Source organism: Mesorhizobium erdmanii, assembly GCF_013170725.1.
GTDB classification, from domain to species: domain Bacteria; phylum Pseudomonadota; class Alphaproteobacteria; order Rhizobiales; family Rhizobiaceae; genus Mesorhizobium; species Mesorhizobium erdmanii.
The window spans coordinates 4,591,005-4,609,388 of record NZ_CP033361.1; the positions used below are offsets into that span (position 1 = coordinate 4,591,005).

Consider the following 18,384-nt stretch of genomic DNA (forward strand, 5'->3'; position numbering starts at 1 on the left):
AATACCACGGATCCTGCATACCGGCTTTTTTGCGGCTCATGAAGTCCCTGCGCCGCCGCCTTTCAACCGTCCAGCCAGACGTTCTGGAGGTCCATCTCGAAGGTCTGGTGGACACCGTAGTTCTTCACCTTCTTGTTGGTATGGCTGTAGAGCTTCTGCCAGAACGGCTGGATGATGACGCCGGAGTCCTGCAGGATCTGCTCGACGTCCTTCATCACCTCCTTGCGCTTGGCGACGTCGATCAGCGAAAGCGCCTGCTTCAGCTTGGCGTCGAAATCGGGGTTGGAATAGGCCGATTCGTTCCAGGCCTCGCCCGTTCGATAGCCAAGCGCCAATACCTGAACACCAAGCGGGCGCATGTACCAGATGGTCATCGAGTAGGGATATTTGGTCCAGTCGTTCCAGAACGTCGAACCCGGCAGCACCGTGCGCTTCACCTTGATCCCGGCATCGCGCAACTGGCCGGCGATGGCGTCACCGGTGTTCTTCTGCCAATCGTCCTCGATGGTGATCAGTTCGTGCTCAAAGTCGGCCTGACCCGCTTCCGCCATCAGTTTCTTGGCGCCGGCGGCGTCGCGCTCCTTCTTGGGCAGCGCATAATATTCAGGATGAATCGGGCTGACATGGTGGTTCTCGCCGACCGTGCCGCGCCCGTTATAGCCGAGCTGCAATACGGCATTATTGTCGACGGCCATCTGCAGGGCGTTGCGGACGCGTTTGTCGTCATAGGGTTTGTGGGTGATGTTGGTGCGGGCAACGAGCGTCGTCGCCGTCGCAACCTCGGATTTCTCCAGCCCCATCTTGTCGAGAATATCGATGAAGTCGGCGGGCGATTCGAAATTGAGGTCGATCTCGCCGGACTCGAAAGCGTTCACCGTGGCGTTGAAGTCGGTGCCGTAGTCGATGAATTCGATGCTGTCGAGCGGCGCCTCGCCGCCCCACCATTTGCCATTCTCACGGCGCTTCACCACCGCCTTCGTACCTACAGCGTAAGAAACCAGTTCGAACGCTCCCGTGCCGATCGGTTTCTTGATCGGGTCGGCGCCATCGGCATCGAAATTGCGGTGCACGACAAGCGCGGGATAGTCGGTGAAGTTCGGGATCAGCGAAATGTCGGGCTCGCTGAGCTTCAGCTTGACCGTGTTGTCGTCAACCTTGGTGATCGCGCCGTCCCTCGCCTTGCCGGTCTTGGCGTCGATCAGCGCGCCGACGCGGGCGGCCATGGAATTGCCGGCGACGCCCTTCTCGCACCAGCGCATCACATTGTGGACCACGTCGTCGGCGTTGAAGGCATCGCCATTGTTCCAGGTGACGCCCTTGCGCACATGCAGCGTGTATTCGGTGGCGTCGTCGTTGATGTCCCAGCTTTCGAGCAGTACCGGTTCGAAGGTGAACTGCCTGGTGTAGCGGACCAGCGGCTCCAGCCAGCTGCGCGAAATGTTGGCGAGTTCCACCCAGTCGTAAGTGCGTGGGTCCTTCTGCGCCTTGACCGACATCGAGACGTGCAGCGTACCGCCCTTCTTCGGCTCCTCGGCCAGGGCTTGTTGCGGCGCGGCAAGACCGATCATGCCATAGGCCAGAGCCGTCGAGGCGCCAAAGGCGCTGGCCAGCGCCAGGAACTCACGCCGGTCCATGCGGCCCGCAAGCGTCTCCTGCGCCATCTCTTCGATGGCGCTCGGCACGCGATCGCCATTGCTTCTGAAAAGTGTCATTTTCTTCCTCCCTTATGGTTCCCGTCGGGTCTTCGCCCTTTGCGTCAACTCACAGTGTCCGGCAGCTTCTCCTCGCGCCGCGCGATCAAATCCCCGAGACCTTCGGCGATACCCTCATCGAGCTTCGGCTCTTCGTAATCGGCGAGCATGTTGCGCGCCTTCTCGCGGCCGCGCGTGTCGTGGTCCTTCGCCCCTTCGGCATTCCACTGCTCGTAGGAATTGAAGTCCATGATCGTGGGCATGAAGAAGGCGGACTCGAAGTGCTCGAGCGTGTGCTGGGTGCCGAGGAAATGGCCCTGCGGCCCGACCTCGCGGATCGCCGCCATGGCTTCCTTGAAATCGTCGAATGGCAGACCGCCGGCATATTTGTACCAGCCGACAAGCTGCTCGCAGTCCGTGGCGAACTTCGAATAGCCGCAGGTCAGGCCGGCTTCCAGCCATCCGGCGGAATGCCAGATGTAGTTGGCGCCGGAGAGGATGGCGGCATGCATGAGCATGTTCGATTCGTATCCGGCCTGGGCGTCGTTCAGCTTCGAGCCGACATGGAAGCCCGAGGTGCGCCATGGCAGCCGGTATTTCCGCGCCAGCGCGCCCATCAGGTACATCATCTGGGCGGCCTCCGGCGTGCCGCCCATCGGCGCACCGGTCTTCATATCGACCGTGACCATGAACTGGCCATAGATCTGCGGCGAGCCTGGGCGGATGAGCTGGGTCAGCGCCACGCCGGCAAGTGCCTCGGCGTTGACCTGCGCCACAGCGCCGACGGCGGAAGCCGAGGTCGAAGCCCCGCACAGCGCGAAAGGCGCCAGGATCAGCGGCTGATTATGGCTCGCGTAGACCCGCATGGCGTCGATCATTGTGGCGTCCCACACCAGCGGCGAATTGCAGTTGGTGATCGCCACCAGCACAGGGTTGTCGCGGACGAACGCCTCGCCGAAGACGATGCCAGCCATCGCCATCGTATCCTCGGCCCGCTCCTTCGATGTCACTATGCCCATGAACGGCTTGTCGGAATGCTTCAGCGCCGAATGGATGATGTGCAGATGCCGTTTCGGCACCGCTATCTCCATAGGCTCGCAGATGACCGAGCTCGAGGAATGCAGCGCCGGCGCCATGTAGGCCATTTTGTGGAAATTGTTGAGATCGGGGAGCGTGCCGTAGCGCCTGTTGTTATCGAGGTCGCGCACGTAGGGCGCGCCATACATCGGCACGAAAATCGAGTTCTTGCCGCCGACGCGCACCGTGCGCTCCGGGTTGCGCGCATGGAGCGTGAACTCGGACGGCACTTTCGAGACGAGTTCCATCAGCAGCGCACGGTCGATGCGGACACGCGTCTCCCTGACATCGGCCCCAGCCGCCTTCCAGAGTTCTATCGCGCCGTCGTCGCGAAATTCGCAGCCCACCTCCTCGAGGATCTTGAGCGATTCCTCGTGGATCAGTTCCACCGCCTCGTCCGGTACGATCTCATAGACGGGGATCTTGCGCACCAAGGTCGGAAAGGAAGCGATCGGCGCGCTTCTTAGCGCCTTGCGGCCAAGACGGCCACCGCCACGGCGATGGGTCTGTTCGGTCAATTCGACGGCCGGTGCGTTCATGGAGCCTCCTTCTTCCCGCCACACACGTTAGCGACCCGAAATATGGCTGTGACGCTGGAAAATCCTGATCTTCTGTATAAGCTGTGCTTATGCGAAGCCTGCGCCACCTCCTGCCCTCAGCCGGCAGCCTGATCGTCTTCGAGGCGGCCGGTAGGCTGTCGAGCTTCACCGCCGCCGGGCGCGAGCTCGGCATGACGCAGGCGGCTGTCTCCTATGCGGTGCGCGGGCTGGAAGAACAGCTCGGTGCCAAGCTGTTCCAGCGCCGCCACCGGCAGGTCAGCCTGACCGAAGCCGGCGAACGTTTCCATGCCGATGTCTCGCTGGGGCTGTCGCATATCCGCAAGTCGGCCGAGGATCTGCGCCTGCAGGCGACGGGCGGCCATGTGACGCTCGCCGCATCGACCGCTTTCGGCTCGTTCTGGATGATGCCGCGCCTGCAACAGTTCCGCGACGAATTGCCGGGTATCGATCTGCGCATCCAGACCGCCGACCGCGACCTCGACATCATCGCCGAAGGCATCCCGCTGGCGGTGCGCGGCGGCGAGCCACGGGACTGGCCGGACTACCATTCGCTGCCGCTAGCCGATGAGGAGATTTTCCCCGTCGCCGGGACCAGCTACCTGGCCAAGTTCGGCATGCCGACCAGCGTTGCGGACCTGACCATGCATCGCCTCATCCATCTCGAGGAGCCTTACCGCGAGGCGGCGAGCTGGGACGAATGGTTCCAGTCAGCCGGCGGCAAACTGGGCGACACCGCGCGCGGCTTGCGCATCAACGATTATGGCTTGGTGATTCAGGGTGTGATGGAGGGGCAAGGCATCGCGCTTGGCTGGCGGCACCTCGCCGAGCGGCTGCTGGCGACAGGTCTGCTGGTCCAGGTGACGGATCATGTGCTCAAGACCGGCAAAAGTTTCTACGTCGTCTGGCCGAAGAACCGCGAACTTAGCGAGAATGCCCGCAAGGTCAGGGATTGGCTGGCGGCGCAGGCATAGGTTCGCGGCGCAATCCGGCGCGTGACCGGATTGCGTTCACATGCTGGAGATCAGACCGAACCGTCGTTCTTGAGGCCGAGCACGTCGATCTTGTCGATGGTCGGCGGGCCGACAAACAAGGTTTCGGCATTGGCCATCAATGCCTTGGCAATCTCGCCGGTGAGATGCGCCTGTCGCCCAGCCTCGTCGTGGAACGCATCGAATACGCCGAAGACGCGCTGCGAGAGCTGCAAGGCGAACCAGATCGGTGTCCCGGCTTCCTGATTGGCGAGTTGCAACCCGGTCGCGAGGAACGCGGCCACGTCCTTCTCCTTGCCGGGCTTGGCTTCGAAGCGCGCGAACAATGCAAGTTTGATCATATGTCTTCTCCTCGTCGTTTGCACGGCCAAGGCCGTCGAGGAGCATAGTTGCAGCATCGAAGCGGAAACCGTATTGGCAATAATGACATCTTTGATATCATTATTGCCATGAACATCTCCGTCCTTGCGCTCGATGGCGTCTTCGACACCGGCCTGGCCACCATGCTCGACGTTTTCGGCACCGCCAACGAACTGGCTGGAATGATGGCGACGTCGCCCGGCCGTTTCGTCACCACCGTCGTCGGGGTGAGCGATACCGTCTACACGGGACAAGGCCTTCAGGTGCCAGTCGTCTCGATGGGCACTGAGCCGCCCCCCGATTGGCTCATGATCCCGGCGATCGGCCAGAAGATGCCGGATCCGCTTGCCGAGGCATTGAAGCGAAGCGACATCGCCAGGGCGACCAGGGCGTTGCGCGCCGCCGCCGATACCGGCACCCGTATCGGGGCCGCCTGTATCGGCACTTTCATCCTGGCGGAAACCGGCCTGCTCGACCGGCGGCCGTCGACCACGACCTGGTGGCTGGCGCCGATGTTTCGGCAACTTTACCCGCAAGTGCGGCTCGACGCCTCGCGTATGCTGATCAATGACGGGCAGTTCGCGACCGCTGGTGCTGCACTCGGCCATATCGATCTCGCTCTGATGGTCATCCGCCAGGCAAGCCCGGAGCTGGCGGCGCTGACGGCGAAATATCTGATCGTCGACAGCCGGCCGCTGCAATCGGTCTACGCGATCTCGGACCACCTCAGCCATTCGAACCCGCTGGTCGAGCGATTCGAACGCTGGGCGCGCGGCCATCTTGCCGCCGGCTTCGATCTCAACGAAGCGGCATCGGTGCTGGGTGTCAGCAAGCGGACGCTGTCGCGCCGGGTCAATGACGTGTTGGGCAAGACGCCGCTGTCCTATTTCCAGGATCTGCGCGTGGAGCAGGCTGTGCATTTGTTGAAGAGCACATCAGACAGCGTCGATGAAATCGCGGCCAAGGTCGGCTATGGCGACGGGGTGACGCTGCGCAATCTGTTGCGCCGGCGGCTGCACCGGGGCGTGCGCGAAATCCGTGCTGCAAACTGAACCACTCGGGCAATTCTCCCCTCCCGCATGACACGAATCCGCCTATACTGTCGTCATGCCCATTCGCCAGCTTTCCGAAACGATGATCAACCAGATCGCCGCCGGCGAAGTCATCGAGCGTCCGGCAAGCGTGGTCAAGGAACTGGTCGAGAATGCGCTGGATGCCGGCGCGTCACGCGTCGAAATCGTCACGTCAGGCGGCGGGCTGAACCTGATCCGCGTCACCGATGACGGTTACGGCATCCCCGAACCGGAGCTTTCGCTGGCGATCGCGCGCCACTGCACGTCCAAGCTTGTCGAAGATATCAATGACATCCGCTCGCTGGGCTTTCGCGGCGAAGCGCTGCCGTCGATCGGTTCGGTGTCGCGGCTTTCGATCCGCTCGCGCACCGCTTTGGGCGACAGCGCCGCCGAGATCGGCATAGAGGGTGGCCGTGTGCTCCCCGTCAGGCCGGCGGCAGCCAACCGTGGCACCACCGTCGAGGTGCGCGACCTGTTCTTCGCCACGCCGGCACGGCTGAAATTCATGAAGGGCGAGCGCGCCGAAAGCTCTGCCACCAGCGATGTCGTCAAGCGTATCGCCATCGCTTTCCCCACCGTGCGGTTCACGCTGGCCGGCACGGATCGGTCGACACTTGAATTGCCGGCGACCGACGACGGTCCGGAAGGCAGCCTGCGCCGCGTCGCCCAGGTGATGGGGGCTGAGTTTCCCGACAATTCCATCGCCATCGACGCCACGCGCGAAGGTGTGCATCTCACTGGTCACGTCTCGATCCCGTCCTTCACCCGCGCCAACGCGCTGCACCAATATGCCTATGTCAATGGCAGGCCGGTGCGAGACAAGCTGATCGCCGGTGCCATCCGCGGCGCCTTCGCCGACGTGCTGCCGCGCGACCGCCACGCGGTGACGGTGCTGTTTCTTTCGCTCGATCCGGCCATCGTCGACGTCAATGTCCACCCGGCCAAGGCCGATGTGCGCTTCCGCGATCCAGGCCTGGTGCGCGGGCTGATCGTCGGCGCCATCCGCCAGGCACTCGCCGATGCCGGCATCCGCTCGGCCACGACGGGAGCCGCCGGCATGATGGCGGCGTTCCGACCAGGCGCCGCCGCCTACGGCCATGGCGGCCCGGCCAATGGCCATCGCAGCTACGACGCGGCCTACCGCGCGTCGGGTTCGGCTGGCTTCGACGCGAACCGATCGCCGCAGCGGCCACTCGACATGGGCTTCGAGGGCGCCGGTTTCGAGCATAGCGGCCTGCGTGAGAATGAGCAGGCGGCGTTCGATAGCGGCCCGCTTGTCAGCGCCGATGCGCGCGCTGGGCAGAGCGAGGCGGCCGAGACGCTGCTTGGCGCAGTGCTCGGTGCGGCTCGCGCCCAAGTGCACGAGAACTACATCGTTGCCCAGACCAGGGATTCGCTCGTCATCGTCGACCAACACGCCGCTCATGAGCGGCTGGTTTACGAAGCCCTGAAGAACGCCCTGCATTCGCGCCCCGTCCCTTCGCAGATACTGCTTCTGCCCGAGATCATCGATCTGCCGGAAGAGGATGCCGAGCGTCTGGCCATGCATTCCGAAACACTGGCCCGTTTCGGCCTCGGCATCGAGCGTTTCGGCCCTGGAGCGGTGGCAGTGCGTGAGACGCCGTCGATGCTGGGCGAGACCAACGTCCAGCAATTGGTGCGCGATCTTGCCGACGAGATCGCCGACAACGACACCGTCGAGACACTCAAGGAAAGGCTGGACAAGATCGCCGCCACCATGGCCTGCCACGGCTCGGTGCGCTCCGGCCGTCTGCTCAAGGCCGAGGAGATGAACGCGCTGCTGCGCCAGATGGAAGCTACGCCCGGTTCCGGCACCTGCAACCATGGACGGCCGACCTATATCGAGCTCAAGCTGGCGGATATCGAGCGGCTATTCGGGCGGCGGTGAAGGCGCTCTCGGCGCAGTTCGCTGCCTCTCCGTAGGGGGAGGTTTCGATTCAGGGAAACCTTCCAACCTTCTGTTCTACCTCTTCAAATTCACCACGATGACGCCGCCGAGCGCCAGCGCGCCGCCGAAGATGCCGAGCAGGGTCGGCACTTCACCCAGCCAGAAGAATCCGATCAAGGCGGACATCGGCGAGACAAGGTAGAGGAAATTCGAAGCGCGCGCCGCCGGCAGTCGCGACAGGGCCGTCGCCCAGGCGGCATAGGCGATCAGGCTCGGCACGATGCCGAGATAGATGACGGCGCCGAGACCGGCGGTGTCGGCGACGGCGGCCTGCTGGAAAGCGGCGGGCAGGAAAGGCGCCAGGCAGAGCGCACCGAGCACCATGTTGGACGCCGCGATGGTCAGCGGGTGGTGGCGGGCAAACAACGGCTTCTGGACGATGGTGTTGACAGCCGAGCAGAGCGCGGAGCCAAGCACCAGCAGCGCGCCGGCGTTGAAGTGCAGGCCATGGCCGTCGGCCACGGCGATAATGCCAATGCCGGCAAAGGAGATGGCCGTGCCGAGCCAGGCCAGGCGCGAGAAGCGCTCGCCGAGAAGCGCCATCGCCATGATGGCGGTGAAGATCGGGCTGACATTGATGATGAAGCCGGCGGCGCCCGCCGAGACCGTCAATTCGCCAAAATTGAGCATGGCTGTGTAGAGCGCGACGAAGATGGCGCCGCCAAAGGCAAAGCGCCACAATTCGCCGATCCTCGGCAGCGCCGGGCGCTTGACCGCAAGGAAGATCGCCGCCGGCACCGCGGCGATGGCGAAGCGCAGCGCGCCTAGCTCCAGCGGCTGAAACGCGGCAAGGCCGGCACGGATCGCCGGAAAGGCGGACGCCCAACCAACCACTGTCAGCGCAACCGCGACAGCTGCCGTGGTGTCCATCCGCTGTGTCTGATTCAACGTGCCCGTCATCGCGCCCATCTCACTGTCCTCCTTGTTCTTCCATCTTGAAAGCCACAAAACGCCTTTTCCTGCTGGTTGACAAACGACCAAATCGAGGATCACCTGTGACTATGGATCACAGCTCAGATACGATGGTTCCGCTCGAAACCTTGCGTGCCTTCGACGCGGCGGCGCGCACCGGCAGCTTTTCGGCGGCTGCCGAAAAGCTCAACATTACCCATGGCGCCGTCAGCCGGCAGATCGCCAAGCTCGAGGACTGGTTGGGCTTGAAAGTGTTTGATCGCGGCGCGCGTGGCGTCTCGCTGACGATCGAAGGCAACCGGCTGCATCTGCGCACGTCGGAGGCTTTCGCGCTGATATCGAGCCATTCCGATCGCTGGGTCGAGCCGCGAGGCACGGCGGTGGTGCGGCTGACGTCGATCCCCTCTGTCAGCGGGCTTTGGCTGATGCCGCGCATGGCGGCGCTGGAGAACAATCCCGCCAAGCTGCGCATCGTGCTCGATGTCGACATCCGCCAGGCCGACCTTGCCGATGAAGGCATCGACCTGTCGATCCGCTGCGGCCGGGGCGGCATTCCAGGCCGCGTGTCGGTGCAGCTGTTCGAGGAGCATGTCTTCCCGGTCGCCTCGCCCGAACTGGCGCGCGAAATCGGTCGTGGCGATCCTGCCCGGCTGCTGAGATTTCCGCTGATCAACGATTCCGATGCCTCAGGCTGGCGTGCCTGGTTCGCCGCGCAAGGTATGGACTATCGCCCGCGCCCACAGGACCGCCGTTTCGAAGACTATAATCTGGTGTTGGATGCCGCTGCCTATGGGCTCGGCATCGCGCTGGCGCGTCCGCCGCTGACCGGGCATCAGCTGGAATCGGGCCGCATCACCGCTGTCGACGAGCGCACCGCGCTCAATCCGGTGTCCTACTGGCTTGACCGGCCGCTGGGACGGCCACGCACTGCCGCCGCCGACCTTGCCCGCCGCATCGCGCAGCAGGCCGGATTGGCGCCGGACAAGATCGAGGCTTTCATCGAAGCGGAGCGATAGGCCTCCTGGCCTATCGCCGATTCGTTCAGCGAAGCAGCAGCAAAACGAACCCGAACATCACTGTCGCCAACAAGCCGGTCATGATCGACACAAAGCCGATCCTCACCAGCAAACCCTCGGGGTTGGCTGCCGCAGCGTGGGAATGATTGATAGGCCTTCGCCGGCCCGCCGGCGTAGCCAGGGCAGCAGCGTTTTGCAGGACAGGAGCCTGCGGCGGGATAAACGACAGCAAGGACACCCCGGCAGCCCTGGCGAGAGCGTTGTCATTGGCCGTTGCCGAAGGCGGTAAGGCGCCGCGCTGCGTTTCGGCTTCGGGCGCTGCCTTTCTCGCCACCACCGTTGCCAATACCGCCTCGTCGCGCGTATCGAGCTGGACCTGATAGGCCTCGACGATACCGGAAGAAGCGATCTGCTGCGATTTGACGGCGATGGGCGCGACAGGCATCGCCAGCAAGGCCGGCGCCGTGCGTTGGGCGAACAGGGAGGGCGCGGCGGGCTGGACCAGTTCCCTGACCAGCGCCGTCCTGACCGGATCGGCTTTCGCCAACGGCACGGGCTGCGGCGTCACCGCCTCCTTGAGCAAGGAAGCCAGGCGGGCGGAAGAAATATCCATCATGCCCCCAAAACAGAAACTTTTAAGATTGTGTTAACGCCCCAGCATTGTCCCAAGCTTGTCACATGCTTGACCTGGCCCGCGATTTGTGGCGATGAAATCCGTATGAACCTCGGCACCACCGCATGATGAACCGTTTCGAAGGCCCGGGCGGCAAGGAAGCCCGCATCCGCTATCTCGATGGCGATTTCCAGGTCACCAGCCCCGGCTCGTTCGTGCGCTGCGCGGTGACCGGGGAAAGCATCCCCCTGGATGAGCTGAAATACTGGAGCGTCGCCAGGCAGGAGCCTTATGTGAGCGCCACCGCCTCGCTGCGCCGCGAAATCGAGGCGCATCCGGAGCTGCGCAGCCGGCGCTGAGCGAGCGGAAGCACGCCCGAGTGCGCCACAGACGACGCCGATTGCTGTTCAGCCCCTCAGCTTGCGCTGCCGCCAGCCATCGAGAGTTTCCTCGATGATCCGTTCGGGAACGTGGTCGAGCTCGAACACCGCGTCGATTTCCAGCACCTCCAGTTTGTCGAGAAAGTCCTGCGCGGCGCCGTGGCGCAGCCGGGCGGCGTCCTTGGCGGTGGTGATGAGGCCGATGCCTTCGGCAAGCGCCGTCGCCGCCAGTTCGGTCAACTCATCCTCGGCATAGAAATGATGATCCGGAAAGGGCTTTGAGAGAACCACCTCGCCGCCTGCCGCCCGCACCGTGTCGAAGAATTTGTCGGGATGGCCGATGCCGGCGAAGGCCAGGAACCGCTTGCCGGCAAGCCCCGCCTTGCCGCTTGGCTCCGTATGAGCCTCGAAGATCGGCCGGCCGGCGCGCGCCGCCTGGCGCACCACGGCGTCGGCGGCGGTACCCTCGCCCATCTTCAACAGTCCGCTGGTGAAGACCAGCTGGTCGACGATCTTGGCCCGCAGCGGGCCACCCGGAATGACACGGCCATTGCCGATGCCGTAGCGGGCATCGACCACGACCAGCGCGTAGTCGATATGGATGCGCGCGCTCTGAAAGCCATCGTCCATGATGAGGAAATCGCAGCCGTGCTTTTCCATGAGCAGCCGGGCGCCGGCGGCGCGATTCGGCGTCACCGCGACCGGGGCGTGTTCGGCCAGGAGCAGCGGCTCGTCGCCGACATGCTTGGCGGCATCGTGATCGGCATCGACGACATGCGGCTCGGCGAAGGATCCGCCGTGGCCGCGCGACAGGATACCGGGCTTCAGTCGCATGCGCTTGGCCTGTTCGGCGAGCGCGATGGCCACCGGCGTCTTGCCAGTGCCGCCGACGGTGAAATTGCCGATGCACAGAACCGGCGCCTCGATCTTCTCACGGCGGGCCCGCCGCATGCCGCGGCCGGCAACGAGTGCGTAGACAGCCGACAGCGGAGACAGCGCCAAGACTTTCCAGTCCGGCTCTTCCCACCAGAATGGTGGTGCTTCGGAGGCCACGCTAGCGCCCGTTGGCGCCCTTCAGGCGCGACTTGACGACCAGCGGCTGGATATAGGGTTCAAGCGACTTCAGCGTGCGCGCCAGCGCGCCGCGCATCTCGTCGACGGTCGCGATCCCTGCCGCCATCATCTCGTGGCGTGCCACTTCGTTGGTCAAAAGGAAATTGACCGCACCTGCCAGCATGTCGCGATCGCGCACAAGCTTGGCGCCGCCGCTGTCGATCAGGCGCTGATAGGCTTCGCGGAAATTCTGAACGTTGCGCCCGGCCAGAACCGCCGTGTCGAGCATGGCCGGCTCCAGCGGATTCTGGCCACCCTCGGAGGTCAGCGAGCGGCCGACGAAGGCGATCTCGGTCAACCGGAGATAGAGGCCCATCTCGCCGATCGTATCGCCGAGCAGGATATCGGTGTCAGGCCCGATGCGGTCGCCCTTGCTGCGCCGCGCGACCTTCAGGCCCATGCCGGAAATCTGCGCGGCAAGCGTTTCGGCGCGATCGGGATGGCGCGGCACGACGATCGTCAGCAGGCCATGGTGACGCTTGTGCAGCGTCGCATGGACTTCCGCCGCGACCACTTCCTCGCCATCATGGGTCGAGATTGCCGCCCAGGTCGGTCGGCCGGCGATCTGCCGCTGCATGGTGGCCAGCGCCCGTTCGTCGACGGGCGGCGGGTTGGTATCGACCTTGAGGTTGCCCGACACCGTCACCGGCCGGGCACCCAGCGCGCGAAAACGCTCGCCATCGACATCGGACTGGGCGACGACATGGGCCAGATTCTCGAACAGCGCCTCGGCGATGTTGGCCCGCTTCTTCCACGAGGTGAACGAGCGATCGGACAGCCTGCCATTGACCAGCACCTGCGGTACGTGGCGCGCGCCAAGCTCGAGGATGGTCATCGGCCAGATTTCGGATTCGGCGATGATCGCCAGGTCCGGCCGCCAGTGGTCTAGGAACCGGCTGACCGCCGGCTTCAGGTCGAGCGGCACATATTGGTGGATGATGCGGTCGCCGAGCCGCTCGTCGGCAACCTGGGCCGATGTCACCGTGCCGGTCGTCAGCACAATGTTGACGCCATAGTCGAGAATGCTTTCGACCAGCGGCACGACGGCTATGGTCTCGCCGACGCTCGCGGCATGGATCCAGATGACGGGGCCCTCGGGGCGCGCGCGGCCAGCGACGCCGTAGCGTTCGCGGCGGCGGTTGCGGTCTTCCTTGCCGCGCGAGGTGCGCCAGGCGACATAGGGGCCGACCAACGGATAGGCTGCCGCACCGGCGAAGCGGTATGCCGTCAGCATGGTACGCGCCCAGCGGCCGCTCATCGCCGGCCATCCACGAGACGATAGGCCTCGGCCGTCGCGGCATTGAGAGCGGCGGTGACTTCCTGGCGCTTGCGCTCCATTTCTGCGTCGTCGGCGTCGGCCGCCACGAAAATCGGCGTGCCGATGGTCACGGCGGATCGGCCGAACGGCAGGTTGATGGTGGTCTTGTCCCAGCTCTTCTCCAGTACCTTGCGGCGGCTGGTGGCGATGGCGACCGGCAGCAACGGCCGGCCCGAAAGGCGCGCCAGGAGAACGATACCGAGCCCCGCGTCGCGCGGCGTGCCGTGCGGAATGTCTGCGATCATGGCAACGTTCTTGCCGGCAACGAGCGACTTTTTCAGGGCGATGAGCGCTTTGGCCCCACCCTTGTCGAGATGCCTGGCATTGTCGCGCCCACCCGAACCGCGCACCGCCTCGATGCCGAATTTCTCCAGCATCAGCGCATTGAGTTCGGCATCGGCACTGCGCGACACCATGGCGACCAGCGGTTTGCGCTTGGGATAATAGGCTGGCGTCAAAAGATGCTGGCCATGCCACAGAGCGATGATGCCGGGCTCGAATTCAGCATAGGCGCCGCCCGAAAAGCGCGCCGATCCGGCGACCAGGGGGCTGGTCAGGCGAACCAGCCGCACGAATTGGGCGAGCAGGCTGGCAATGGCGTTCTTGACGAATCGAGACTGCGCGAGCGGTTCGCGTATCTTGCGCCAGAAAGCCTTGGTCGTACGGCTGCCGCCCCTGCCGGTGGGCGCTGCCTCGCTCGCTGGCTCTTTCGCCAGGTCATGCTCCATCGAAGTCAACCGACGGCCTTGCTGTCGGGGTCCAGAAGGCGATGGAGATGAACGACGAAATAACGCATATGGGCATTGTCCACGCTGGCTTGCGCCTTGGCCTTCCACGCCGTGTGCGCGGATTGATAGTCCGGATAGATGCCGACAATGTCGAGCCCGTCGAGATCGCGGAACTCGGTGCCGCCAAGCTTCTTCAGTTCGCCGCCGAACACCAGGTGCAAAAGCTGCTTCTTCCCGTCTTCCGCGGTCATGCCGGTCCTTCACATATTGTGAGTTTGTGACAGGTCTAGACCAAAGCCGCCGACTTTGGAACCTGCGAATGTGGTTTCACGCATGCAGTCCGGCGATGACATCGAGGAGCACCGCCAGCAATTCACCGCTGCCGGCGGCGAGCGCGCCGTGGCGGGTCACCTCGCCGGCATAGAGCGGCGCGCGGCCATGCGGGTCGAGCAACAGGCCGCCGGCCTCGCGCAGGATGAGATCGGCGGCGGCGATGTCCCAGTCATGCGCATTCGGCTTGACGAAGGTGGCGTCGAGCGTGCCATTGGCGATCATCGCCAGTCGATAGGCGAGCGAAGGGCTGTAGGGCGCCCGTGTCAGCCGCTTCTGCCAGTTGGCCGGCACCAGGTCGATCAATTGCTTAAGCCCTGATATCTCGGCCTTGTCGCCAAGCGTACGCACCGCGATGCGCTTGCCGTTACGGAAGGCGCCTTGGCCGGGCTGCGCCCAATAGGTCTCGTCCATCGCCGGACATTCGAGCACCCCGGCAAGCGTTCGGCCCTGTTCGACGACGGCGACGCTGACGCACCATGTGCGCTGTCCCTCCAGGAAGCCACGCGTGCCGTCGATCGGATCGACGACGAAGGTGCGGCGCGCCGAAAGCCGGGCCGGATCGTCGACCGTCTCCTCCGACAGCCAGCCGTAATCCGGCCGCGCCGCCAACAGCGTGTCGCGCAGATAGGCGTCCGCCGCATGATCGGCTTCGCTGACCGGCGAGGTGCCGCCCTTCATCCAGACCTGCGGGCTGTTGCCGAAGTAGCGCATGGCGATGAGCCCCGCCTCGCGGGCAGCGGCGCGCAGCAGCGGCAGATCCCCAATGTCGCCGGAAGGGGAAGCGGTCGGTTCAGGCCCCGGCAAGGGTCATGCCTTCGATCAGGAGCGTCGGGGCGGCGGTGCCGAAATTGCGGTCGAGGTCGTTGGCGGGCACCATGTTGAGGAACATCGTCTTCAGGTTCGAGGCGATGGTGACTTCGGCGACCGGATAGGCAAGCTGGCCATTCTCGATCCAGAAGCCGGACGCGCCGCGGCTGTATTCGCCGGTGATCATGTCGACGCCGTGGCCGAACACTTCGGTGACATAGAAACCCGTCTTGAGCGACTTGATCATGTCGTCGGGCGAGCGCTCGCCGGGTTCGATGGCGAGATTGGTCGAGGACGGCGAGACGGAAGAACCACTGCGCGATCCGCGCCCATTGGTGACAAGGCCGAGTTCGCGTGCGGCGGAAGTCGACAGGAACCAGTGGTTGAGCACGCCCTTTTCGACCATGAGCAGCTTCTCGCCCTCGATACCTTCGCCATCGAACGGACGCGAGGCCTGGCCACGCGGCCGGAGCGGCTCGTCGGTGACGGTGATCGCGGATGCGGCCACCTGCTTGCCCATCATGTCGCGCAGGAACGAGGTCTTGCGCGCCACGGACGCGCCATTGATAGCCCCGGCAATATGGCCGGCGATGCCGCGCGCCACGCGCGGATCGAACACCACGTCTACCGGCCCGGTCGCAGCCTTGCGAGCGCCGAGGCGGCGCACGGCGCGTTCGCCGGCTTTTCGGCCGATGTCTTCGGGCGCATCGAGATCGGCAAAATGCAGGCGCGAGGAGAATTCATAGTCGCGCTCCATGCCGGTGCCCTCGCCGGCGATGACGCTGGCCGAACGCGAGAAACGCGAGCCGACATAGTGGCCAATGAAGCCGTGCGAGGTGGCCAGCACCAGCCCGCCGAGACCGGCGCCGGCGCTGGCGCCGGACGAATTGGTCACGCCCTTGACGGCAAGCCCTGCCGCTTCCGCCGCCAGCGCTGCTTCCTTCAACTGGTCGGCCGACACTTCGGTGGCGTCGAACAAATCGAGATCGCGCGTTTGCTTGGCCAGCAGCGCCAGGTCGGCGAGACCCTGAAAGGGATCCTCGGGCGAGACTTTGGCCATGGCAACGGCTCGCTCGGCCAGCGAGCGCGGGTCGGACGCGGCGGTGGCCGAGACGCTCGCCACCCGTTGGCCGACGAAGACGCGCAACGAGACGTCCTCGGCCTCGGACGATTCGGTGGCCTCGACCTTGCCGAGCCGCACCGAAACGCCGGTGGAGCGGCCGCGCACGGCGACCGCGTCGGCAGTGTCGGCGCCTGCCTTTTTGGCGGCCTCGACAAGCGCCGCGACGCGGTCGGTCAGTCTTTTAGCGTCTGATGTGTCGGCCATGCCCGTGATCCTGCTTGTCGCGGCCAGCTTGCGGCCGCGCCCACCCATCTATTGTTCCGACCCGGCTTGTGCAATGGCGAAGACCGGAATCCATGGCGTGATTGCCGCCGGCATCGGCATGGACTCCAGGCCGGCGGATAAAGGGCAACCCCTGCGTTTGGTGGTCTCAGGACGCCGCCACAGGCGTCCAGATCACATCCTCGATCTTCTGGGCGCCGGTCGCCAGCATGACCAACCGGTCGAAGCCGAGCGCGATGCCGCTGGCCTGCGGCATGATGGCGAGCGCCGCCAGGAAATCCTCGTCCAGCGGGTAGCGCTCGCCATAGATGCGCTGTTTTTCATCCATCTCGAGGATAAAGCGCCGGCGCTGTTCATCGGCATCGGTCAGTTCGCCAAAGCCGTTGGCGAGCTCGACCCCGCAGCAATAGAGCTCGAAGCGCTCGGCGACGCGCGGGTCGCGCGGGCTCGGCCGGGCAAGTGCGGCTTCCGCGACCGGATATTCGAACAGGATGGTGGCGCGGCCGAAACCAAGATTGGGCTCGATCTTTTCCACCATCACGCGGCTGAACAGGTCGGCCCAGCTGTCGTCGGTCGCCGTGCGCAGACCCGCACGGGTCAAGGCGGCGTAAAGCGCATCCCGATCGGTGCCACCATCGGCGGCGACCGTGGCCAGGAGATCTATACCGGCAAGGCGGGAGAATGCGTCAGCCACCGTCAGCCGCTCCGGTTCGGCAAACGGATCGCAGTCGCGGCCCCGGAAGGAAAAGCGCGTGGCCCCTGCCCTTGTCGCGGCCAGCGCCAGCAGATCGGCGCAATCACGCATCAGGCTCTCATAGGCCTCGCCCACCCGGTACCATTCGAGCATGGTGAATTCGGGATGGTGCAAGGGGCCACGCTCGCGGTTGCGGTAGACCGGCCCGAGGCTGAAAATCCTGACCTCACCGGCGGCGAGCAGTTTCTTGCAGGCGAATTCCGGCGAGGTGTGGAGATAAAGCGGCGAGCGCGCGCCATCCGGCCCGACCGCCTCGGTGGCGAAAGCCGCCAGATGCGCCTCGTTGCCGGGCGACACCTGGAGCGCCGACGTTTCCACCTCGATGAAATCGTTTTGGGCAAACCAGTCGCGCAAGGCCGCGGTGAGGCCATTGCGCAGCAGCAATCGCGGGCGGCGGTCGGCGTGGACATGTGGCGTCCACCACGGTGAAGCAGCGGTCATGGGTGGTTTGCAGGCATGCCGGTTGGCATGGGGGGCTGGCGGTTCGCGCCAAGATGCGCTAGGCCCCGTTCCAGCGCCGCACAAGCCGGCAAACGCCCGTCAACTCTCGCAGGATAAAAAACCGTGGTGAAAGTCATCGCCAGTTCGCTCCGCAAAGGCAATGTCGTCGACAAGGACGGCAAGCTTTATGTGATCCTCTTTGCCGAAAACATCCACCCAGGCAAGGGCACGCCCGTGACGCAGCTCGACATGCGCCGCATTGGCGACGGGGTGAAGGTGTCGGAGCGCTACCGCACCACCGAGCAGGTGGAGCGCGCCTATGTCGAGGAGCGCGAGCACACCTTCCTTTACGCCGACGGCGAAGGCTACCACTTCATGAACCCGGAAACCTACGACCAGGTGGCGGTGACGGAAGCCGTGGTCGGCGATGCAGCCCCCTATCTGCAGGAAGGCATGCCGGTGCAGGTCTCGCAGTTCAACGGCATCGCCATCGCGCTCGTGCTGCCGCAGCGCGCCACCTTCGAAGTGGTCGAGACCGAGCCGACGACCAAGGGCCAGACGGCCTCGTCCTCCTACAAGCCGGCCGTGCTCTCCAACGGCGTGCGCACCACCGTGCCGCCGCACATCGCACCGGGCACCCGCGTGGTGGTGATGACGGCCGATGGGTCGTATGTGGAGCGGGCGAAGGACTGAGGCCGAGTTTGGCGGGCCGGCGCGGTGTTCCTTCCCGACGCCGTGGTCGTGATGGGACTTGGCAACCACGCATCCCACATAGCCAAAGTGCATTCGCGCGAGATCCGTAACGAAATGGAGCCTGCGCGACAACGGCCGGATGACCGAGGAGATCGAGCGCACGCGAAAGGAGAGCAGTCGGGGTGCCAACCTGACTCGGCGTGCATCGGCGC

General features: G+C 64.7%; 18 protein-coding genes. 6 read left to right on the forward strand and 12 right to left on the reverse strand.

Going from position 1 to position 18,384, the window contains the following annotated elements:
- Window positions 1-62 precede the first annotated feature (62 nt).
- Together EB233_RS22395 and EB233_RS22400 are read right to left on the reverse strand one after the other, a co-directional pair.
- The gene (locus EB233_RS22395; protein WP_064992218.1) at window positions 63-1,712 is read right to left on the reverse strand and encodes an ABC transporter substrate-binding protein; all 1,650 of its coding nucleotides are present in this window, start codon (window positions 1,710-1,712) and stop codon (window positions 63-65) included.
- A 44-nt stretch (window positions 1,713-1,756) separates the two neighbouring features.
- The gene (locus EB233_RS22400) at window positions 1,757-3,307 is read right to left on the reverse strand and encodes a trimethylamine methyltransferase family protein (protein ID WP_064992328.1); all 1,551 of its coding nucleotides are present in this window, start codon (window positions 3,305-3,307) and stop codon (window positions 1,757-1,759) included.
- Between the two features lie 89 nt (window positions 3,308-3,396).
- On the opposite strand from EB233_RS22400, the gene EB233_RS22405 reads away from it, so the two are divergent.
- Complete coding sequence (locus tag EB233_RS22405) at window positions 3,397-4,299, forward strand: LysR substrate-binding domain-containing protein (RefSeq protein ID WP_064992217.1); 903 nt, start codon at window positions 3,397-3,399, stop codon at window positions 4,297-4,299.
- A 50-nt stretch (window positions 4,300-4,349) separates the two neighbouring features.
- On the opposite strand, the gene EB233_RS22410 is transcribed toward EB233_RS22405, so the two are convergent.
- Entirely contained in the window at window positions 4,350-4,658 is a 309-nt protein-coding gene (locus tag EB233_RS22410; RefSeq protein ID WP_027054965.1) for a putative quinol monooxygenase, read from the reverse strand.
- 108 nt (window positions 4,659-4,766) lie between these two features.
- Between EB233_RS22410 and EB233_RS22415 the strand changes: the two genes are divergently transcribed.
- Window positions 4,767-5,729: a GlxA family transcriptional regulator gene (locus EB233_RS22415; RefSeq protein WP_064992216.1), complete on the forward strand. Its 963-nt coding sequence runs from the start codon at window positions 4,767-4,769 to the stop codon at window positions 5,727-5,729.
- 55 nt (window positions 5,730-5,784) lie between these two features.
- The gene (gene mutL / locus EB233_RS22420; protein ID WP_064992215.1) at window positions 5,785-7,659 is read left to right on the forward strand and encodes a DNA mismatch repair endonuclease MutL; all 1,875 of its coding nucleotides are present in this window, start codon (window positions 5,785-5,787) and stop codon (window positions 7,657-7,659) included.
- Between the two features lie 75 nt (window positions 7,660-7,734).
- On the opposite strand, the gene EB233_RS22425 is transcribed toward mutL, so the two are convergent.
- Complete coding sequence (locus tag EB233_RS22425; protein WP_027054962.1) at window positions 7,735-8,628, reverse strand: DMT family transporter; 894 nt, start codon at window positions 8,626-8,628, stop codon at window positions 7,735-7,737.
- Between the two features lie 92 nt (window positions 8,629-8,720).
- Between EB233_RS22425 and EB233_RS22430 the strand changes: the two genes are divergently transcribed.
- Window positions 8,721-9,647 carry a LysR substrate-binding domain-containing protein gene (locus EB233_RS22430; protein WP_027054961.1) on the forward strand — a complete coding sequence of 309 codons (927 nt, stop codon included), beginning with the start codon at window positions 8,721-8,723 and terminating at the stop codon, window positions 9,645-9,647.
- Between the two features lie 25 nt (window positions 9,648-9,672).
- Here EB233_RS22430 and EB233_RS22435 read toward each other — a convergent pair whose 3' ends face one another.
- The gene (locus tag EB233_RS22435; protein WP_244277830.1) at window positions 9,673-10,230 is read right to left on the reverse strand and encodes a hypothetical protein; all 558 of its coding nucleotides are present in this window, start codon (window positions 10,228-10,230) and stop codon (window positions 9,673-9,675) included.
- Window positions 10,231-10,385: 155 nt separating this feature from the next.
- Here EB233_RS22435 and EB233_RS22440 point away from each other — a divergent pair, with 155 nt between their 5' ends.
- Window positions 10,386-10,619: a DUF2093 domain-containing protein gene (locus EB233_RS22440; RefSeq protein WP_064992214.1), complete on the forward strand. Its 234-nt coding sequence runs from the start codon at window positions 10,386-10,388 to the stop codon at window positions 10,617-10,619.
- Between the two features lie 48 nt (window positions 10,620-10,667).
- Here the strand turns inward: EB233_RS22440 and lpxK are convergent, their stop codons facing one another.
- The 7 genes from lpxK to epmA form a co-directional block, all read right to left on the reverse strand.
- The gene (gene lpxK / locus EB233_RS22445; RefSeq protein WP_064992213.1) at window positions 10,668-11,693 is read right to left on the reverse strand and encodes a tetraacyldisaccharide 4'-kinase; all 1,026 of its coding nucleotides are present in this window, start codon (window positions 11,691-11,693) and stop codon (window positions 10,668-10,670) included.
- A gap of 1 nt (window position 11,694) precedes the next feature.
- Window positions 11,695-13,011: a lipid IV(A) 3-deoxy-D-manno-octulosonic acid transferase gene (waaA, locus tag EB233_RS22450; protein ID WP_064992212.1), complete on the reverse strand. Its 1,317-nt coding sequence runs from the start codon at window positions 13,009-13,011 to the stop codon at window positions 11,695-11,697.
- Window positions 13,008-13,799 (reverse strand): lysophospholipid acyltransferase family protein, encoded by a 792-nt coding sequence (locus EB233_RS22455; protein WP_064992211.1) that lies wholly within the window; start codon window positions 13,797-13,799, stop codon window positions 13,008-13,010. The genes waaA and EB233_RS22455 overlap by 4 nt, the downstream gene beginning before the upstream one ends.
- A gap of 5 nt (window positions 13,800-13,804) precedes the next feature.
- The gene (locus EB233_RS22460; RefSeq protein ID WP_064992210.1) at window positions 13,805-14,050 is read right to left on the reverse strand and encodes a DUF4170 domain-containing protein; all 246 of its coding nucleotides are present in this window, start codon (window positions 14,048-14,050) and stop codon (window positions 13,805-13,807) included.
- A 76-nt stretch (window positions 14,051-14,126) separates the two neighbouring features.
- Complete coding sequence (locus EB233_RS22465; RefSeq protein ID WP_064992209.1) at window positions 14,127-14,936, reverse strand: 3'(2'),5'-bisphosphate nucleotidase CysQ; 810 nt, start codon at window positions 14,934-14,936, stop codon at window positions 14,127-14,129.
- Entirely contained in the window at window positions 14,923-16,266 is a 1,344-nt protein-coding gene (locus EB233_RS22470; protein WP_064992326.1) for a TldD/PmbA family protein, read from the reverse strand. The genes EB233_RS22465 and EB233_RS22470 overlap by 14 nt, the downstream gene beginning before the upstream one ends.
- 166 nt (window positions 16,267-16,432) lie before the next feature.
- Window positions 16,433-17,479 carry an EF-P lysine aminoacylase EpmA gene (gene epmA / locus EB233_RS22475; RefSeq protein WP_064992208.1) on the reverse strand — a complete coding sequence of 349 codons (1,047 nt, stop codon included), beginning with the start codon at window positions 17,477-17,479 and terminating at the stop codon, window positions 16,433-16,435.
- A gap of 123 nt (window positions 17,480-17,602) precedes the next feature.
- Between epmA and efp the strand changes: the two genes are divergently transcribed.
- Window positions 17,603-18,172 (forward strand): elongation factor P, encoded by a 570-nt coding sequence (gene efp, locus EB233_RS22480; RefSeq protein ID WP_081294356.1) that lies wholly within the window; start codon window positions 17,603-17,605, stop codon window positions 18,170-18,172.
- Window positions 18,173-18,384 lie beyond the last annotated feature (212 nt).